Origin of the sequence: Paenibacillus sp. P32E, assembly GCF_001909085.1 — a bacterium.
Taxonomy (GTDB): domain Bacteria; phylum Bacillota; class Bacilli; order Paenibacillales; family Paenibacillaceae; genus Paenibacillus_AQ; species Paenibacillus_AQ helianthi.
Window position 1 is genome coordinate 413989 of the sequence record NZ_LVYY01000001.1, and the last position, 18534, is coordinate 432522.

Annotated in this window: 20 protein-coding genes; 14 read left to right on the forward strand and 6 right to left on the reverse strand. The window is 51.0% G+C overall.

Annotated elements, in window-relative coordinates; all coding sequences use genetic code 11:
• Positions 1-12: 12 nt before the first annotated feature.
• The 4 genes from A3848_RS01605 to A3848_RS01620 all read right to left on the reverse strand — a co-directional run bounded on the left by A3848_RS01605 (position 13) and on the right by A3848_RS01620 (position 4255).
• Positions 13-834 (reverse strand): carbohydrate ABC transporter permease, encoded by an 822-nt coding sequence (locus tag A3848_RS01605; RefSeq protein ID WP_178381873.1) that lies wholly within the window; start codon positions 832-834, stop codon positions 13-15.
• Positions 831-1697, reverse strand: a complete 867-nt coding sequence (locus tag A3848_RS01610; protein WP_074083193.1) for a carbohydrate ABC transporter permease — start codon at positions 1695-1697, stop codon at positions 831-833. Before A3848_RS01610 ends, A3848_RS01605 begins: the two co-directional genes overlap by 4 nt.
• Positions 1698-1788: 91 nt before the next feature.
• On the reverse strand, positions 1789-3051 hold the full coding sequence (locus A3848_RS01615; protein ID WP_143192318.1) for an ABC transporter substrate-binding protein: 1263 nt from the start codon (positions 3049-3051) through the stop codon (positions 1789-1791).
• A 199-nt stretch (positions 3052-3250) separates the two neighbouring features.
• A complete protein-coding gene (locus tag A3848_RS01620) occupies positions 3251-4255 on the reverse strand; it encodes a LacI family DNA-binding transcriptional regulator (protein WP_074083194.1) in 1005 nt (334 codons plus the stop codon).
• A gap of 351 nt (positions 4256-4606) precedes the next feature.
• Between A3848_RS01620 and A3848_RS01625 the strand changes: the two genes are divergently transcribed.
• From A3848_RS01625 to A3848_RS01640, 4 genes are read left to right on the forward strand one after another with little or no spacing between them, the layout of a single operon-like run.
• A complete protein-coding gene (locus A3848_RS01625) occupies positions 4607-5554 on the forward strand; it encodes an AraC family transcriptional regulator (protein WP_074083195.1) in 948 nt (315 codons plus the stop codon).
• A gap of 6 nt (positions 5555-5560) precedes the next feature.
• On the forward strand, positions 5561-6637 hold the full coding sequence (locus A3848_RS01630) for a Gfo/Idh/MocA family protein (protein WP_074083196.1): 1077 nt from the start codon (positions 5561-5563) through the stop codon (positions 6635-6637).
• 54 nt (positions 6638-6691) lie between these two features.
• Positions 6692-7423, forward strand: a complete 732-nt coding sequence (locus A3848_RS01635; RefSeq protein WP_074083197.1) for a ThuA domain-containing protein — start codon at positions 6692-6694, stop codon at positions 7421-7423.
• Positions 7424-8392, forward strand: a complete 969-nt coding sequence (locus A3848_RS01640) for a sugar phosphate isomerase/epimerase family protein (RefSeq protein WP_074083198.1) — start codon at positions 7424-7426, stop codon at positions 8390-8392. It abuts the gene before it with no gap.
• A 98-nt stretch (positions 8393-8490) separates the two neighbouring features.
• Here A3848_RS01640 and A3848_RS01645 read toward each other — a convergent pair whose 3' ends face one another.
• Positions 8491-9000, reverse strand: a complete 510-nt coding sequence (locus tag A3848_RS01645) for a GNAT family N-acetyltransferase (protein WP_074083199.1) — start codon at positions 8998-9000, stop codon at positions 8491-8493.
• A gap of 105 nt (positions 9001-9105) precedes the next feature.
• On the opposite strand from A3848_RS01645, the gene A3848_RS01650 reads away from it, so the two are divergent.
• The 3 genes from A3848_RS01650 to A3848_RS01660 all read left to right on the forward strand — a co-directional run bounded on the left by A3848_RS01650 (position 9106) and on the right by A3848_RS01660 (position 11990).
• Positions 9106-9813, forward strand: coding sequence for a copper homeostasis protein CutC (locus A3848_RS01650; RefSeq protein ID WP_074083200.1), 708 nt, complete (start codon positions 9106-9108; stop codon positions 9811-9813).
• A 111-nt stretch (positions 9814-9924) separates the two neighbouring features.
• Positions 9925-10980 (forward strand): SPFH domain-containing protein, encoded by a 1056-nt coding sequence (locus tag A3848_RS01655; protein WP_074083201.1) that lies wholly within the window; start codon positions 9925-9927, stop codon positions 10978-10980.
• Positions 10977-11990 (forward strand): diacylglycerol kinase catalytic domain-containing protein, encoded by a 1014-nt coding sequence (locus tag A3848_RS01660; RefSeq protein WP_074083202.1) that lies wholly within the window; start codon positions 10977-10979, stop codon positions 11988-11990. The genes A3848_RS01655 and A3848_RS01660 overlap by 4 nt, the downstream gene beginning before the upstream one ends.
• Before the next feature lie 116 nt (positions 11991-12106).
• Here A3848_RS01660 and A3848_RS01665 read toward each other — a convergent pair whose 3' ends face one another.
• Positions 12107-12577 carry a hypothetical protein gene (locus A3848_RS01665; RefSeq protein ID WP_244169888.1) on the reverse strand — a complete coding sequence of 157 codons (471 nt, stop codon included), beginning with the start codon at positions 12575-12577 and terminating at the stop codon, positions 12107-12109.
• Between the two features lie 242 nt (positions 12578-12819).
• Between A3848_RS01665 and A3848_RS01670 the strand changes: the two genes are divergently transcribed.
• From A3848_RS01670 to A3848_RS01700, 7 genes are all read left to right on the forward strand, one after another.
• On the forward strand, positions 12820-13782 hold the full coding sequence (locus tag A3848_RS01670) for a L,D-transpeptidase family protein (RefSeq protein ID WP_074083204.1): 963 nt from the start codon (positions 12820-12822) through the stop codon (positions 13780-13782).
• 184 nt (positions 13783-13966) lie between these two features.
• Entirely contained in the window at positions 13967-14110 is a 144-nt protein-coding gene (locus A3848_RS01675) for a hypothetical protein (RefSeq protein WP_178381874.1), read from the forward strand.
• A gap of 6 nt (positions 14111-14116) precedes the next feature.
• Positions 14117-14425: a hypothetical protein gene (locus A3848_RS01680; protein ID WP_074083337.1), complete on the forward strand. Its 309-nt coding sequence runs from the start codon at positions 14117-14119 to the stop codon at positions 14423-14425.
• Positions 14426-14872: 447 nt separating this feature from the next.
• Entirely contained in the window at positions 14873-16699 is a 1827-nt protein-coding gene (gene abc-f, locus A3848_RS01685) for a ribosomal protection-like ABC-F family protein (RefSeq protein WP_074083206.1), read from the forward strand.
• A gap of 129 nt (positions 16700-16828) precedes the next feature.
• Positions 16829-17257, forward strand: coding sequence for a hypothetical protein (locus tag A3848_RS01690; protein ID WP_074083207.1), 429 nt, complete (start codon positions 16829-16831; stop codon positions 17255-17257).
• Between the two features lie 26 nt (positions 17258-17283).
• The gene (locus tag A3848_RS01695) at positions 17284-17769 is read left to right on the forward strand and encodes a hypothetical protein (RefSeq protein ID WP_074083208.1); all 486 of its coding nucleotides are present in this window, start codon (positions 17284-17286) and stop codon (positions 17767-17769) included.
• Positions 17770-17784: 15 nt separating this feature from the next.
• On the forward strand, positions 17785-18351 hold the full coding sequence (locus A3848_RS01700; RefSeq protein WP_074083209.1) for an RDD family protein: 567 nt from the start codon (positions 17785-17787) through the stop codon (positions 18349-18351).
• The last annotated feature ends 183 nt before the right edge of the window (positions 18352-18534 follow it).

Here is an 18534-nt window from a genome sequence, read left to right on the forward strand (position 1 = left end):
CGGTACGTAAATTTACTTAATGGAGCCTTGGGTAAGGCCGCCGATAATCCATTTCTGTGCGAACAGATAAATAACTATCATAGGGGATAAAGCCAGCAGATACGAGGCGAAAGCCAGGTTGAAATCGGTGCTGAATTGGCCCTGGAAGACATACTGCACAAGCGGCAGCGTATAGGAATCCTGGTTGCCCAAGAGAATCAGCGGCAGCATGAAGTCATTCCAGGTGGATAGGCAGGCCAAGATGCCGATGGTCGCATTGACAGGAGCCAGCAGCGGGAAAATAATCCGCCAGAAGGTTCCCCAGGTCGAGGCCCCGTCCACTGTAGCCGCTTCCTCCAGCTCATACGGAATGGAGCGGATATAACCGACATACACAAAGACATTAAAAGCAAGGCCATAGACGATGTACAAAATAATCAGCCCGGGAATATTGTTCATATGCAGGTCGGTAGTGACTTTGACCACCGGCAGCATAATGATCTGAAACGGAATGAACATAGCGCTGATGAAATAGAAGTAGAGCGTTTTGAAGAAGCGCTTATTCATATTTCGGGCAATGGCGTAGGCGACCATAGAATTCGTGAGCAGAATAAATACAACCGCTGTCACAGTAATTTTGGCACTGTTGCCCAGGGCGTTGAAAAAATTCGTCGCCTTGATGGCGTTCGCGAAATTCTCGAAATGCAGCCCGGTTGGCAGGGAGAAAATGGAGCGGGCCATTTCCTCGGGATTTTTGAGTGCGATGGCGACCGTCATGTACAGCGGAAAGAGGATCAGCAGGGAACACAGCGCGATAATTACCGTAACCGGCCAATTCGTCGATTTTTTGATCATAGGTCCATCTCCCGTTTCTGCAGGAATTTAAGCTGAAGGGCGGAGATGACGACGATGACGATAAAATAAATCACGGCGTTCGCCGACTGGTATGCGAATTCTCCGCCCTGGAAGCCGCCGGTGTAAATCAAAAGGGCGATGGATTGCGTAGAACGGCCGGGACCCCCGCCTGTTAGGGCGATGATCTGGTCGAAAACCATCAATCCGCCTTTCATCGCCAGCACCATATTGATCGTGAAAAAGGAAGCAAGCAGCGGAAAGGTAATGCTCCAGAATTCCCGCCAGCGGCTGGCGCCGTCCAGATTGGAAGCTTCATAAAGATCGTGGGGAATCGTCTGCAATCCGGCCAGATACAGAATGGTGTTATAAGCGATGCCCTGCCAGACCGCAACAATGACGATTCCAATCCAGGCCCAATCGGAGTTGCCGAGGATGTTCTGCGAGAGAAAATCACTTCCCAGCTTCTGGCCCCACACCGGAAACACATTGGAGAACAGGTAGTTGAAGATAAAGCCGACAATCAGCACGCTGAGGATATTGGGAAGGAAATATACGCCGCGGAAAAAGTTTTTGGCCTTTATCTTGGCATTCAGTCCCAGTGCGATCAGCAGGCTGATAATATTGATGAGAACAGTTGTAGCGATGGCGTATTTGAAGGTGAAAAGATAAGAGTTCAGTACATTCTCGTCTTTGAAAATATTAATGAAATTCTTGAACCCCACATAATCAAAGCTGTTGCTGAAACCATCCCAGTTCGTGAACGCATAATAAATGCCCTGCAGCGCCGGAAACGTATGAAAGGCGAAGAACAGCAGCAGTGCTGGTATAGTCATCAGGTAAAAAGCGACTTGCCGTTTGGCCATCAGTTAATCCTCCTTAGAAAAAAGCGCAGAAGCAGGGGCTTGCCGCCCCTGTTCTCCTGATGCTTGTAGTTCATGCTATGGATTGGCAATCTTATTTCCGGTTAGCTACCTTATCCCATTCTGTATCGAGCTGCTTCAGGTATGCGTCGATGTCTTTTTTGTTAAGGAAGCTTTGAATAATCGTATCGACCTTCATCGCCCCAGGGATGTAATGGTCGGCAAAATCGGCCAGCTTGCCGGAGGTGAATGCTTCCTTGAAGCCGTCCATGGCAGGGTCATCCTGAGTCACACCCTTCACCGCCGGGAATGCTTTTTGCTCGGTGATGTATGCCGTTACGTTCTGTGGCTGAAGGAGGAATTCGACGAATTTCTTCGCTTCTTCCTTATGCTTGCTGTCCTTGGAGATCGTCAGCAGGGTATCCACACCGGAAATGACCTTGTTTTTTGTGGGATCATTGGTGGCCGGGAATGGGAATACGCCCAACTCAAGAGATGGATTAGCCTTCATGATTTCAGGGATTGCCCATACCCCTTGCAGATACATCGCAGATTCACCCTTGGCGAACGCCGTATTGCCGTCATTGTAGCCCTTGCCGAAAATGTCCTTCTGGGCAAATTCTGTCAGCTTCAGCTGCTTCTCGGCGATTTCCCGGAAGCTGTCCGTGAAGGTCACGCTGCCTTCGGTGCGCTTCTTGAAGTAATCAGTGCCGAGAATGCTTGGCTCCAGGGAGTTGAAGGGGGTAAGTGAGGTCCAGGAATCCTTCAGCGTCAGGTAGAAGGCATACTTGCCGCTGTCTTTGAACTTCTGGGCTGCAGCGATGAATTCATCCCAAGTCGTTGGCACGGCAACGCCAGCTTCCTTGAACATCGCTTTGTTATAGATGACACCGCTGGCATTGGCAGAGAACGGAATACCGTTCAGTTCGCTTGACCCCGTAAGGTCATTGAGCATTTTGACATAAGCGGGCTGGATAGAGGAGACCAGCGGATCACCGGTAAAGTCCTCGAATAGTCCGCTGGCGGAGAGGGTCTTGTAAGTGTCGGTGGCGCCAAGGCCGATGACATCGGGAAGATCCTGTTTAGCAGCGCGGGTCTTCAGCACCGTTTCGGCATCCGGCGGGTTGATCTGCGAGACAACGATGTTAGGGTTCGCGGCGTTGAATTGGGCGACCAGCTTGTCGAAGGTGGCTTTGGCTTCCGTCTTGTTCTGGAAGAACTCAATCTTGACCTTGTCACCGGAAGCGGCGTTCCCTCCATCAGCGGTAGCAGCGTTGCTTCCGCTATTATTGCCGCAGGCGCTGAGCAGTGACATAGCCAGCAGGCTTACTGTTACGGGTTTCATTGTTTTTTTCATGGATGGAATCCCCCTGAGTACTAAATTTAGCAGTCTACTGCCATTGGAGTAAACGTTTACTCTACGTCCCAACCAAACTATCCCAAGATTAACTACCTGTGATTACTGGATTTTCCAGTTGTGAATACGGGTGCTTCCGGAAAAATAGTCAATAATCGGGACCTTTAGGGTAAACGTTTACGTTTTATTGATAAAAGACTTAGGTAAGTGTTCTTACCGTTTGTCTTTCCACAATCGAATGAGCAATGATCTTGTTTGTGGCAATGTCCCCGGTTTCGATCATCCGGATCAGCTTCTCGGAGGCGATCTTTCCCATTTCGTACAGCGGCTGCCGGACTGTCGTTAGCGGAGGTGTAACCATCTGCGCCAGTTTGAGATCATCATATCCCATGATCGAGATATCCTCGGGAACGTTCAGACCGTGTTTCAGGGCTGCGGAGAGAGCGCCAATGGCCATCTCATCACTGGCTGCAAAGACTGCGGTAGCCTCTCCCGCTTTGCGTAATATGGATTCCATTGCCCTGCCACCGCTCTCGAATGAAAAGTCTCCATACACAAGACGGCTGCTGTCAAAAGCAATTCCGCTCGCTTCCAGCGCTTTGCGGTAGCCCTGCACTCTGGGAGTCCCGGCGATGGGATCGCTTTTGGTTCCGCTGATCATGGCGATTTTACGGTGGCCTTTGGAGATCAGATATTGAATCGCGTCATAGACCGCCTGGTAATCATCTACCTTCACATAGGGCACCTTGGCAAAATCCGTCTTCGAGGAGACAAGAACAACCGGTATCTTCATGCTCTCCAGCACCTCATAGTACTCTTTATTCAGCACCTCACTGGAAAAAATGATGCCATCTACCTGTTTTTCGCGCAGCAGCTGCAAATACTTCATTGTCCGCTTGCCATCATTATCTGTGTTGCAGACGACTACACTGTAATTGCTGTCATGGGCGAATTCGTCAATCCCGTGGAGCAGATCTGAAGAGAAGGCGCTGGAAACATTAGGAAACATCACACCGATAGTCTGTGTCCGCTTGTTGATGAGACCGCGGGCGATAGCATTGGGCTGGTACCCAAGCTCTTTGATCGCCTGATTCACCTTCTGCTTTGTTTTGTCCGAGTAGCCAGTCAGGTTATTCAGCACACGGGACACTGTGGCAATGGATACATTTGCTTTCTGGGCGACATCTTTGATCGTAGGATTCATAAGGCAGTTCCTCAGTTTTCTGTTTCATTCGGATTTAAGGTATAACGTAAACGCTTACGATTACCTGAAATATAAAGGCAAGATATATTTTTGTCAACGGGAAGATTCTACAAAAAATTTAAAGCAGTCTGGCAGACCCCGGAATCTTTATAGAGAATAGAACAGCGATTGACAAAGAAATAAGAGGAGTCTACGATAAAGTAAACGTTTACTCTAATGTCTGTGAATCATGAATTTTCTTTGGAGGACGATATTAATAATGAACCCTATCCAACTATATAACTATAGATGGTATAAGTATAGATATCATATGTTACCTTCAGTGGATCATACGGACAAGGAGCCGCACTCATGAGTATATATCTGGAACTTCCGGATGTGGATAAGCATTTTCCCTTTCGTAGTCTGATTTGTGGAGGGGATGAACTCTGTTATCCGCATTGGCATAAGGAAATCGAAATCATCTATGTTACTAAAGGAAGACTAAATCTGGGAATTAATGATACCCCAATCCGTATGGAACAGGGCGAAATTCAGTTCATTAACGGCGGGGACGTGCATTATTTTCTCGCTTCGCCCGAAAGTGAGCGGGTGGTGATCCAGTTCGACCTGAATTTGTTTCAGGAAGTTGCTGCCCTGGGAGGCAGCGGCTATTCCCTGCGGGATTTGTTTACGGAGATGGAGCACTCAAGCCAGTCATGGCCGGAGGGGGCGGCTGCCCGGATCATTCCCCTGATTGAGAGCATCTACGAGGAAGATACCCAGCGGCGGGAAGGCTATGCCTATATGATCAAAGCGAGGATGTTCGAGCTGTTGACCGTTATTTTGCGGGAGATTCCGAAAAGCAGAGTCAAGCGGGAGCCTAAGTTCTCCGAGGATACGCTGACACAGTCCCGGGAAACGCTTGAGCGCCTGGAGCGGATTTTTGCCTATGTGGAGCAGCATTATCAAAAGGCGATTTCCCTGAACGAGGTGGCCCGTTACATGGGCTTCAGCCCGTATTATTTCACCAAGCTGTTCAAGCGTAATACAGGGATGACCTTTGTTGCTTTCCTGAATGAATACCGGCTGAACAAAGCGAAGTGGATTCTGTTAAACGAGGACTTGCCCATGTCTGCTGTGGCCGAAGCCGCGGGGTTTGGAAGCGTGAAGACCTTTCATCATTTTTTCAAGGATGCAACCGGAATATCTCCGTTGAAATACCATAAGACAATATTCAGGAATAATTCAGCAAGAATGCAGGAAGAAAGCGCCGGGGTGGATTTGTATGATAGAGATATTAAAACCAGTGGAGGTTAGGCCTGAATGACATTGAAAATAGGAATTATCGGCTGCGGCGGAATCGCGAACGGCAAACATATGCCCGCATTGCAAAAAGTGGAGGGAGCCATGATGGTAGCCTTCTGCGATATCGTGCCTGAACGAGCCGAGAAGGCAAAAGCGGAGTTCGGTAATGAAAGCGCTGCGGTCTACACCGATTATAAAGAGCTGCTTAAGGATGCAAGTATAAATGTGATTCATGTGTGCACACCGAACATTTCCCATGCGGAAATTTCCATCGCTGCCATGGAAGCCGGCAAACATGTGATGTGCGAGAAGCCTATGGCCAAGACAACTGCGGAAGCGCAGGCGATGATTGATGCTTCTAAGCGGACTGGCCAAAAGCTGACGATCGGGTACCAGAACCGCTTTAGACCGGATTCGGCTTACCTGCATACCGTATGTGAGAATAACGGACTTGGAGAAATCTATTATGCCAAAGCCAAGGCGATCCGCCGGCGCGCGGTGCCGACTTGGGGAGTATTTCTGGATGAGGAGGCGCAAGGCGGCGGACCGCTGATCGACATCGGGACCCATGCCCTCGACCTTACCCTGTGGATGATGGACAATTACAAGCCTAAATATGCCGTGGGCAATGCTTATCACAAGCTGTCCGGCCGTAAGAACGCCGCGAATGCCTGGGGGCCATGGGACCCGGAGAAATTCACTGTTGAAGACTCTGCTATCGGGTTCATTACCATGGAGAACGGAGCGACCATTGTCCTTGAAGCCAGTTGGGCGCTGAATACCCTAGATGTGGGTGAAGCCAAAACCGTGCTCTGCGGTACAGAAGGCGGAGCCGATATGGAGAAGGGGCTGCGCATCAACGGAGAAGAATACGGCAAAACATATGAGAAGCATATTGGCCTGGATGCGGCCGGTGTGGATTTCTACGACGGCGCTGGGGATGATCCTGCGGTAGCTGAAGCCAAGCAGTGGATCGACAGCATTGTGAATGACACGGAGCCGGTCGTGAAGCCGGAGCAGGCGCTGGTGGTTACCCGCATTTTGGAGGCCATTTACAAATCGTCGGAGACGGGAATGCCCGTATTTTTCGACTAAACAGAGAAAATCCCGAATACTATCAACGACATGAGAGCCAGGAGTGTGTTCATAGTGACCAGAGTAACCGTATGGAATGAATATCGTCATGAACGTGAGGAAGAGCGCATCCGGCAGGTCTACCCGCAGGGCATTCATGCCCAGTTAGCTTCCTTCCTCAGCGGAGCCGGACTAGATACAGCGACGGCAACGCTGGATGAGCCGGAGCACGGCTTGACAGAGGAAGTGCTGAATAACACCGATGTGCTGGTATGGTGGGGGCATGTGGCCCATCAGGAAGTGAGCGATGAGGTCGTGAACCGTGTTCATCAGCGTGTGCTTCAGGGAATGGGGCTGGTAGTGCTGCATTCAGGGCATATGTCCAAAATCTTCATGAAGCTGATGGGAACTAGCTGTGATCTGAAATGGCGCGAAGCCGGGGAAAAGGAACGCCTGTGGGTCATGGACCCGAGCCATCCGATTGCCGAAGGTATAGGTGAGTATATTGATCTGGAGCAGGAAGAGATGTATGGAGCGCACTTTGATGTTCCGGCACCGGAGTCGCTGATTTTTGTCGGCTGGTTCGAAGGCGGAAACGTATTTCCGAGCGGATCGACGTACCGGCGCGGCAACGGGAAGATTTTTTATTTTCAGCCCGGACATGAATCGTATCCGACCTATTACAACAAAGAGATTCAACAGGTCATTATCAACGGCGTGAACTGGTGTGCGCCAACCAAGCGCGGCTATCCTGTGTACGGACATTCCGAGGCGCTGGAGCCAATCAAAGAAAAGGTGGGAATCTAGATGAAATTAGGAGTATTTGATCCCGTATTTGGAAGTCTGAGCCTGGATGAGATGCTGGATAAAATCGCTGCCGCCGGCCTGAATGCCGTCGAGATCGGTTCCGGGGGCAATCCCGGCAATCCGCATTGTCCTACGGATGAGCTGCTGGCGAGCGAAGCGGCCCGTAAGGCTTATTTGGAAAAGTTCACGAAACGCGGCATTATGATCAGCGCCTTCAGCTGCCATAACAACCCGATCTCACCGGATAAAGAAGAAGCGCGCCAAGGCGATGAAATCCTGCGCAAGTCGATCAAGCTCGCTTCACTGATGGGCGTTGCCGTGGTCAATACCTTCTCGGGCACAGCCGGGGACAGCGACGAGGCCAAAGCACCGAACTGGCCGGTCACCCCTTGGCCTACGGTGTACAGCGATATTCTAACCTGGCAATGGGAGCACAAGCTAATTCCTTACTGGAAAGAGATCGCCCAGCTTGCGGAAGAACATGGTGTAAAGATTGGCATCGAGCTGCACGGCGGCTTCCTGTGCCATACTCCGTATACGATTCTCAAGCTGAGAGAAGCAACGGGACCGGCGATTGGTGCGAATCTGGACCCGAGTCATTTGTGGTGGCAGGGCATTGAGCCAGTGGGTGCGATCAAAATTCTCGGCAAGGCCGGAGCGATTCACCATTTCCATGCCAAGGACACATACCTGGATCAGGACAATATTAATATGTATGGTCTGACAGATATGCAGCCATACGGCGATGTGCAAACCCGGGCATGGACCTTCCGTTCAGTCGGCTGTGGGCACAGCCTGTCCGAATGGTCCGATATCATGAGCGCGCTGCGCACCTATGGCTATGATTATGTGGTAAGCATTGAGCATGAAGATCCGCTGATGTCTGTGGATGAAGGCTTTCACCGCGCAGTGACCAACCTGCAGTCCATCCTGATCCGCGAGCAACCGCTCGATATGTGGTGGGCGTAGGGGAATAAGAGCTGTATAAGTAAAATGTTCAAAAGCCATCACCGGCCTGCTTATTGTGCAGGCAGTGATGGCTTTTTCTTCGCTTGCCCACCCTTGCCCTACTGATGCTTATAATAAATCACCGTGGCGGACATTTCTCCATCACCGGAAATTACATAATCCGGGATTTTGCCTGCTTCCACAAATCCGCGTGATTGGTAGAGCAGGTTGGAAGGATCACCCTCACGTGTGTCCAGCACCAACAATGTCCGGCCATTTGCCGCAGCTGCCTGCTCTGCGGAATCCATCAGCAGGCGGGCAATGCCTTTGCGGCGGTGCTCCGGATGCACCATCAGCTTGGCGATCTCCGCCCGGTGCGGGGCGTTCGGCTTGATGACTGGGTGCAGCTGCACCGTGCCAACAATACTTTCACCCTCCATCGCGACCCAGATCAGAATGCCAGGGGCCAGGACCCCCTGCCAATAGGTTCCTGCCTCCTCTGCCCCAAGCGGAGGCAGGAATCCGATAGAAGCACCATCTTCTACGACATCTATAATCAGTTTGTTCAGTTGCTGCAGGGTCTCCGGTTGTAACTCTTCAAGCTGTGTGATGGTAATTTCATGGTTCATCCGTTGTTCATTCCCTCCGCCTAAAAAATATCGTATGAAATTCATTATAACGATAAGATGGAAGTATTCAATTTTAACTGCTGCTGCAAGGAGAGGATATATAACATGCTACTGGAAGTTATTGCAACGACGGTGAGTGATGCGGTTATAGCTGAAAAGAACGGGGCGGACCGGATAGAGCTGATTACCGGCATCCGGGAGGGCGGGCTGACTCCAAGTCTGGGATTGATTGAAGGTGTGCGGGAAGCCGTCAATCTCCCGGTAAGGGTGATGGTGCGCCCGCATGCACGTTCTTTCCGGTATGATGAGCCCGATGCGCAGACGATGCTGCGGGATATCCGTCACATTGCAGCTATAGGCGGATTATCCCTTGTCATGGGAATGCTCCGTCCTGACCGGACAGTTGACGAAGAACTGCTTAAGCGGCTGCTGCAGGCTGCGGACGGGATGGAAGTTACGTTTCACCGGGCTTTTGACGAGGCAGAGAATCAGCTTGCAGCATTGGAGATATTGTCGCGCTACCCTCAGATTACGGATATTCTGACTTCCGGAGGACGGAATACGGCGCCCGAGGGGAAAGGGCAGATTGCACTTCTTGAGCAGCTATCTTCTGTTTCTTCCGTCTCCATCCTTGCGGGTTGTGGCTTAACCGCCGATGGTCTCAGTGAGTTCATCACACAGACAGGAGTAAGCCGGGTGCATTTTGGCTCTGCAGTAAGGGAAGACGGAGATCCGCTGAAGCCGGTAGACCCGGTGCGGGTTCAGTCGGTACGCAGGATTCTGAATTCACTGAAGGGAGACCGGCCGCTATAATTATGATATTAACAACTTGATAATATCAACTACCTGTGCTAAAATGTTGTTAATAACAAAATGTTAATAACAAAATGTTAATAACAAAAAAGTTAACAGGAGGTAATCCCTATGTTCGGATTCAGATTCGTGAAATTCCAGCCCAGTGACTATGTGCTTAAGGTGAAGAACGGCAAGGTAGTGCGTGAGGGAGTGGGGCTTTCTTTTCATTATTATGCGCCTACGACCTCGGTTGTTGTGGTTCCGGTATCCTCGATTGATGTTCCGTTCATGTTCGAGGAAATTACGAATGATTACCAGACAGTGACCGTACAGGGGCAGCTGACCTACCGGATTGTCGACTACCGCAAGACTACACAGATTCTTAATTACACCTACAATTTGCGTAAAAATACGTATCTCTCGGACGATCCGAGCAAGCTCGCGCAGCGTGTGATCCATATCGCCAAGGTGCTGACGAAGAAGCAGCTGGAGCAGCTGCCGCTGCGCGAAGCGATTAAGTCCAGTGAACGTCTGGCAAAGACCATTACCCAGGAGATTGGACGGAATGAGGAGATTGAGAAGCTGGGCATCGAGCTGATGGGTCTGTCGATTCTGGCCATTGTCCCGAATAAGGAAACGCTGCGCGCTCTGGAAGCACAAGCCCGGGAAGAGATTCTCCGGAGTGCGGACAATGCGCTCTATGAGCGCCGCAATGCTTCCATTGAGCAGGAGCGCCGCGTGAAGGAGAATGAGCTGAATACGGAAATTGCTGTCGAGACGAAGAAAAAACAGATCCGTGAAACCCAGCTGGACGCCGAGCGGTCGGTGAAGCAGAAGCAGAATGCGATGAAGGAGGAGCAGCTCAGCTTCGATACCGCGCTTGAAGAGAAGAAGCAGGAGCTGATCGGGCTGACCGTAGCCAACCAGCGGGCTGAAGCAGATGCCAAAGCCTATGAGCTGTCGGCGGTGATGAATTCGCTGCAGGGCGTAGCGCCTGGTGTACTGCAGGCCCTGACCAATGTAGGCATGAAGCCGGATAAGCTGATTGCAATTGCCTTCCAGGAGCTGGCGGAGAATGCAGGCAAGATTGGGCAGCTGAACATTTCGCCGGATCTGCTTCAGGGACTGATGGGCGGTTCGGCCGGAAACGGCGGGAATGTTGCAAGAGGAGGCGGGGGACGATGAGCGGGACCCGAAGCTCGGAGAACAAGATCATCCTGATCCAGCGAAAAACCCGGCTCGAAGAACTGGTGGTCCGCTACAATACGATTCAGCAGGCGCAGTTCTATATTGAACGCTTGGGAGCGGATTTCAGCGATTATATCAGCGAGGACTTTTATTATCGCAAGGCGGTGGAGACCGCAGTGATCGAGCTGGGCGCGGTGGGCCGGGTGCAGCTGCTGGAACGCCAGCATGTACCGAACTTCATTTTTGGGGAGCAAGATACCGTAGTGGTGCTGGGACAGGATGGACTTGTGGCCAACACGCTAAAATACCTTCACGAGCAGCCGCTGATCGGGGTCAATCCCGATCCGCAGCGCTGGGACGGTGTGTTGCTGCCGTTCACCGTCAAGGATCTCCGGCATTTGGTGCCGGAGGTGTTCCGGGGGCAGCGGCAGGTGCGTGAGGTCACGCTTGCCAAAGCGCAGCTCAACGACGGACAGAGCCTGTACGGCGTCAATGATCTGTTCATTGGCCGCAAGACCCATGTGTCCGCCCGCTATCAGCTGGAGCTGAACGGTGTCACCGAGCAGCAGTCCTCCAGCGGGATTATCGTCTCCACCGGCATGGGCTCCACCGGCTGGCTCAAAAGCGTGCTCGCCGGAGCAGCGGGGATTGTTCACAGCGCGGCGCAGCTGCAAAAGGCAAGCGGAGCACGCACAGCCCCGGCTGCAGGAAGAGGCGGACATCCGGTAACCGGAGCGGATGAGGTATACACCGCGATGGGAGAGCGGCTGCCTTGGGATTACCCGAACCTGTACTTTACGGTTCGGGAGCCTTTTCCCAGCCGAACGACTTCCGCTGACCTGGTCTTCGGAGAGATCGGCAGCCAGGCCCCGCTGAAGATTACCTCACAGATGCCGGAGGACGGGGTCATCTTCAGCGATGGGGTCGAAAATGACTTTCTGGCGTTCAACTCCGGCGTGGAAGCGACGATTACGCTCGCCGAGAAGCGGGGACGGCTGGTGGTATGAATGCAACATTCAGCAGTAACGGGTTCGGTCTGCTTGCCAGCCGGACAACAGAAAGGGTTCCCCGTCAGCCACAGAGAGGCTGCTGAGGAACCCTTTTGAAATTGAAGTGCTGTTGATTACTGGAAGCTGCGGCCCTGATTCATGGATGAACCAAAGGATTGATTTGGAGACATTGGCGAATGCATTTGCTGCGAATTGAAGGAAGGCATCATTGGGATATGTGGCACCTGTGATGGCTGTTGGTTCATGGAAGAATGGAAGACCGGGCTATAAGATGGGTTGAATCCTTGAGCCCCTGTGCCGATTCCAGTGCTGAAGCTGGAAATCTGGGAGTTCTGTTCCATCTGTCTAACCAGTTGGGATACATGCTGCAGCTGTTGTACAGCCGTTTGGTGACCCTGCAGGGCCTGCTGAATCATTTGACTGGCTTTACGTTCACGGTCTGCCAATTCTTCCAGCTTGGCAGCATTTTGCTGTTCCTGTTGAAGAAGCTGTTGATAGTTTTGGCTGGCTTGTTGTGTTTGGGAGACCAGCTGCTGAATAATTTGCTCACATTGGTTGATCTGGCTGGAAATGTTGGAATTCAAAATATTTTGCCTCCTTGGCATTTCGGTTTGGTCATGCGTTCTTATTATCTCTGAGAAAAGTACTGAATATTCATGTGCTTGATTTGCTTGAGCGGACGGCTACAATTCCCTCAATTACTCCTTCGCTGCCGGAAGGACGGGCTCAAAAGAAAGGTACAGGCTGCATAGCAACTTTTGTGGCCTCCTTTCGTCTATCTAGAAAACAGTATCCATAATCACCCATAACCTGGAGGAGGGGCAGCATGAATCTGCATGGTTTATTTGCTAGACCAAAGGCTTTTTGGAAATTTAAGAATTTAGATGCTTCACGTTACAAATTATCCTTCTATTTCTCACTGAAACGGAGTATTACATTACCGCTTGTATTTGTGCTTTTGTTAACATTAAGCTTCCCGGGAGCGTCAACGGCATCGGCTGCATTGTCCTCAGAGCTGATTATTGTGAACAAAAAGACGAATACGCTAGGCTATTTCAGTGGCGGCAAGCTGGTCCGGACGTTTCCGGTTGCCACAGGCAAAAGCAAAAGCCTCACTCCAGAGGGCAGCTTCAAAATTGTCGTCAAGATCAAAAACAGGCCTTATTATAAGGAGCACATTCCCGGAGGAGATCCTGCGAATCCGCTTGGGGACCGCTGGCTGGGACTCGAAGTGAACGGCACAAAGGGAACAACGTACGCCATTCATGGCAATAATAACGAGTCGTCCATCGGCAAATATGTCAGTGCCGGGTGCATCCGTATGCATAATGAAGACATCCACTGGCTGTTTCCGCAAATTGCCAAGAATACAAAAGTGGTGATCATTTCATCATCACTCAGCCTGGACAGCATTGCTGCCAATAACGGCTATTCCCTCGGGGTTACCGCCTTTGCAGGAACCTTCATCATTAATGGTAAACCGCTGAAGCTTAAGGATGACCTTATCCTGGAGAATTCGCGTGTTTTTGTTCCGTTGAGAGAAACAGTGGCCTTGCTGGGAGGTACGCTGAAGCCGCAAGCTGGAACCGGTGCGCTGGAGATCACCATAGGAAAACGTACGGTGACACATAAACCGCTGACCACACAAGCCGTGGTACAGGGCCAAACCCTATCTATGATAGCGTCCAAAAATGTGAATAACCGTCTCTATCTGCCGCTTGGCAGCCTGACAGAGTTGTTCGGTCTTTCGTTCAAGTGGAGCAAGCAGGAAGCCACAGTCACTTTCTAGGACGGATCAGCTTCATAGTATCCCCGGACCGCAGCGGGCAGAGGCCTGCTGTGTTTTTTTGTAACCCACTCTATGTACAGCAGCTTCGAACGGGCAGGAGTTTCAGGATATATATTGAAGTTATAGAGAGAAGAACCTGTATGAGATGCTGTTTGAATGGAACAGGAAATATGAACGGGTGGATATGCCCAGAATGATGGAACGGACCGAAGAATATGCCCACAAGCGGATAATTGTCCAAAATAATCAGGAGATCCTGCGCTGGAGCAGCTCTAATATCCATTTGGCCGAAGCCGCAGGAGGAGTTCCTACTCAAGTGGAGAGGTGATGTATGATGAGTAAGCTGGCAACCTTTGTGCTGGAAATATTGCGGATGTGTCTGTTGCTGCTATTGACTCTAGGGTTACTGGGCGGCTTGGAATATGGCCTCTTTAAGCTGATGTACGGCTGGACGATCTACCCCGGGAGCGCTGCTGCGGGGAATCTCATTTTGTTTTTTGTGCTCTACCGCAATTATTGGCAGTTCAAAGGCTGGTTCAAATCAGACAAAAATCAGAGGCTGGGACGCAATCTGACGTTTAGCCTAACTAGTCTCTCACTGCTGCTGATCCTGCTGCCGTTTGCTGTCCCGCTAATGATGTAATAACAGAATGGGAAACTTTAAATATAAAGGTTCTTGACCTTGTTTATGCTTGTGGAGTTGCATATGCTGTAAGAAGTATCACATTTCGGACAATTACGGAGGTTCACCGAAGCGATGAATAACTAACACGTTTCCTTCTCAAAAGACCATGAACTAGGGATGTGCTTATGCACAAGCCACGGGACACCCTTTGGAATAAAGCAGGTAAGGACGGCGCAGCCGTTGCTGCTCGGGGTGTACGGTCAGGGGATACGTGTGTCGATCGGGGACCTTATGATGCTTGCTACAGATGAACGCAGCTGATAAATATACGGTTCGCCTTGCGATGAAACAAGGGAGCAATATATCTGCAGCGTTGTTTCATGGCATCCTCCTCCTTCATACATGCTCTGCCGCAGGCCGCTGGCTGCGGTTTTTTTGTATTTTTACGGAAGCGGAGGAATGGATATGACCATAATCAAGGTTAAACATATACGTAAAGAATGGAACGGGATTCCCCTGTTCGCAGATGTCTCTTTTGAAATTGCCGAGAGAGAACGTGTGCTGCTCTTCGGACGCAACGGGATCGGCAAGACGACGCTGCTGCAGGGTCTCCTCGGACGTTACACCTTCGAGGAGGGCAACGTTTATCACGGTCTGCCCCCTGAGGAACGGGGAGTACTAGATCAAGAGCTGGAGATTGGGCCAGATGTCAGCGCGCTGGAGTATGTTCTGTCCGGTTCGCCGGAAGTGGATGACCTTAAGCGCAGGCTGGAGCAGATGGGCCGTATGCTCCAAGAGACTGGCGGCAGCGATGAAGCGCTTGTGGCCGAATACGGTGAAGTATATGAACGTTATCTGCAATTGGACGGGTATGGCTGGGAGGCCAAGGCAGAACAAAGCCTTAGCCAGCTGATGCTGAATCATGAGGTGTGGACCCTGCCATACCGCCAGCTCAGCGGGGGGCAGAAGACCAGGGTTCAACTAGCCGCGCTGCTGGCCCGTCAGCCGAAGCTGCTGATCCTGGATGAGCCGACGAACCATCTGGATGAGGAGACCATGGTCTGGCTGGAGGAGTGGGTACGGAATTATCCTGGGACGGTATTCTACGTTTCCCATGACCGCAGATTCATTGACCGGACGGCAACGACAGTGCTGGAGCTGAGCCCGCAGGACTGCCGGCGATATCCGGGAGGATATACGAAGTACCGGGAGCAGAAGGAGATAGAGTCACGAACGCTGGCGGTGCAGTACAAAAAGCAGGAGCTGGAGAGGGAAAAGCTGCTGGCGAGCATCCGCCGTTATGCAGAATGGTTCCAGCAGGCCCACCTTGCCGCCGGCCAGAACGATTTCCGGCGCGCCCAAGCGAAGAAGAACGTCTCCCGGCTCCATGCCAAGGAAGCGAGTCTGGAACGCCTGGAGCAGAACCGGGTGGAACTGCCGCGTGCCATATCCCAGCTAAGCATGAAGCTGGAAGGTGAAGTTTTCCGGGGAGATTCGCTACTTGAGATGAGCGGTATTCATTATGCTTACGGCGGCGTTCCTGCGCTGCTGGAAAATTTCAATCTAACTTTACGGCGCGGGGACCGTCTTGCTGTTCTTGGACCGAACGGTGCCGGCAAATCCACGCTGCTGAAGCTGATTGCTGGTCTGCTGGAGCCTGACGGTGGCGAATTGCGTATGCATCCCCGCACGCGGGTGGGTTATTTTGCCCAGGAACTGGATGATCTGCCCCTGTCATCCACCCTACTGGACAGCTTGCTGGAGCTTCCCGGCATGACGCAGACGGAGGCGCGGACCATTCTGGGCTGCTTCTTGTTCCCCCGGGAGGATGTATTTAAGCGGATCGGTGATCTAAGCCTTGGTGAGAAATGCCGTGTTGCCTTCCTGCGGCTGTATTTTGGCCGTGCCAATCTGCTTGTGCTGGATGAGCCGACCAACTATTTGGATATCGATACCCGGGAGCGGGTGGAAGAAGCACTGGCTTCTTATCCCGGCGGGCTGGTTATCGTCTCGCATGACCGGTATTTGCATGCTAAAGTGGCCAACCGGCTGCTTGTACTGGAGCGTGGAGGGAACCCCCGTCAGTTCACGGGTACCTATGAGGAATATTCGTCCAAGGACCGGAGCCGGGTGCTTACACCGGAAGAGCAATCACAAGAAGGAGAACTGCAACTGATGAAGCTGCGCCTGGCCCAACTGATGCACAGTGAAACCAGAGAGACGGTGGAAGAGGACCGCGAGCTGATGACCGAGATTGTGCAGCTGCGACGGACCATCCATGAGCGGCAATAACTGCCCGTTCCACCCTGCGGTGACGAGATAGCAGAAAAACCAAAAAAATACAGATGCGTTGGAGGGTTATGGCATATTTTGGCGAAATGTATAAATCATACAGCTAAAATATGAGGGAGGCACTCTCAAATGCGTAATAAGGGAATCAGAATCATGGTACTGCTGCTGCTCCTGTTCAGTATGGCCATACCGGTACAGTCCACTTCGGCGGCATCCAAAAGCATCAAGGTTAAAGTAACCTTAGTCAGTGCGGAACTGACTGAAAACAATCATGTGGGTAATGAGTGGTATACCACGGCATATATTAACGATAAAGAGATTAGTGAGGGCTCATCCGTGGTTCTGGACCTGAAATCCACAGAAAGTGTTCAACTGAAGGCGTATGCGGAAGAGCAGGATAAAATTCCGGAATCCGCCACGGCTACCGCTTCTGTCAAAGCCTCAGCAATAACCAAAACCATCAGCAAAGCCATAGAGGTGACCGTTGTCGAAAACCGGGGGCGCTATTCCGGCAACACGGCCACATGGACGTTCACATTTAAAGTTCAGAAGCAATAGACCAGAATAGCAAGCTAGGGGGAACAATGAATAAAAAAGTATGGTTAAGAATGGGGCTGACGCTAATTATACTTGCGCTGCTCTATCTTTGGATGAGGCCGCAGCAGGTGGAGCGGGAATACGGAAGTGTTATTTATTCGAATGAAGCCGGCATGATCAAAAGCACGACTATCCACTTTAAAGGAAAGGTTGCCCGGGGTGTCTTTCTGTTCTCCAAAAGTACATTGAACGGAACTCTTACTGTAGACCAGGACTTGACCTATAAGATAAAGCTGAAGGATAACGGAGGTTATTATCTGGGAGTTATGACGGCATGGGATACCGATCACTCTACACGTACAACCGGGGTGATTTCTGCAGCGAAGAAGCTGGACCGGTTCTGGATTACGCTGACCGATCTCGATAAGCGCTATAACCTTAAGAACGGTGAGGGGAGTATTTCAGGTCCGGCAAGTACACTGGAAGAAGCGAAGCAGGTAGGAAAGGATATTTTGGCTGCGTACAGATCTTAACACTGGAGGTACAACATGGATCGAAGGGTGGAAGAAGAGCTGGTTCCAGGGGACTTCACAGGATTTTGGAAAAGAGTGCTGATCAGTATTGTAGATGTTCTGGTGCTTCTTCTTCCGGCCTATGTTGTGAATAAGTTCTTCGTCTGGGCGACAGAACATTATCATTCGGGGATACCATTGTTTATCCAGTTTGCGCTGCTGTGCGCATTTAATATTTATATGGTGGTCAAATATGGCGGGACGCCCGGAAAGCTGCTCCTGAAGGTCCGAATTATAAATGCGGACGGACAGCTGCCCTCGGTGAAGCAGGCATTGATCCGGGATAGCTTCTATATTCTGAACTCATTTTTGGCGGTCATTGCAAGTTTGAGTGCGTACAAAACCCTGTCGATTTCCACTCATGCCGGGGAATGGCTTCCGCTTGTGATTGGTTTGAATGCATTTTTTGGCTTTGTGATTATAGTGGACTGCCTATGCGTCGCATTCATCAAGAATAACCGGGCCATACATGATCTGATGGCGGGAACGTACGTGGTTGATAAGTCGGCGATGGATAGTCTTAAGCCAGACAAGATAAGTTGATATGTTGCAAAAGGGATAGAACCGGCAGTCCGCTGCTGAGTTCTATCCCTTTACTGTTTTAATCCAATTGCAGCTAGTGTTGCGGAAGAATTCAACAAAATAAAATAAATATTCGTTATTATCATTTTTCAATATAAAAATTAAAGGATTTGTACCACTTGCTGTCGAATTATGGAACCCATA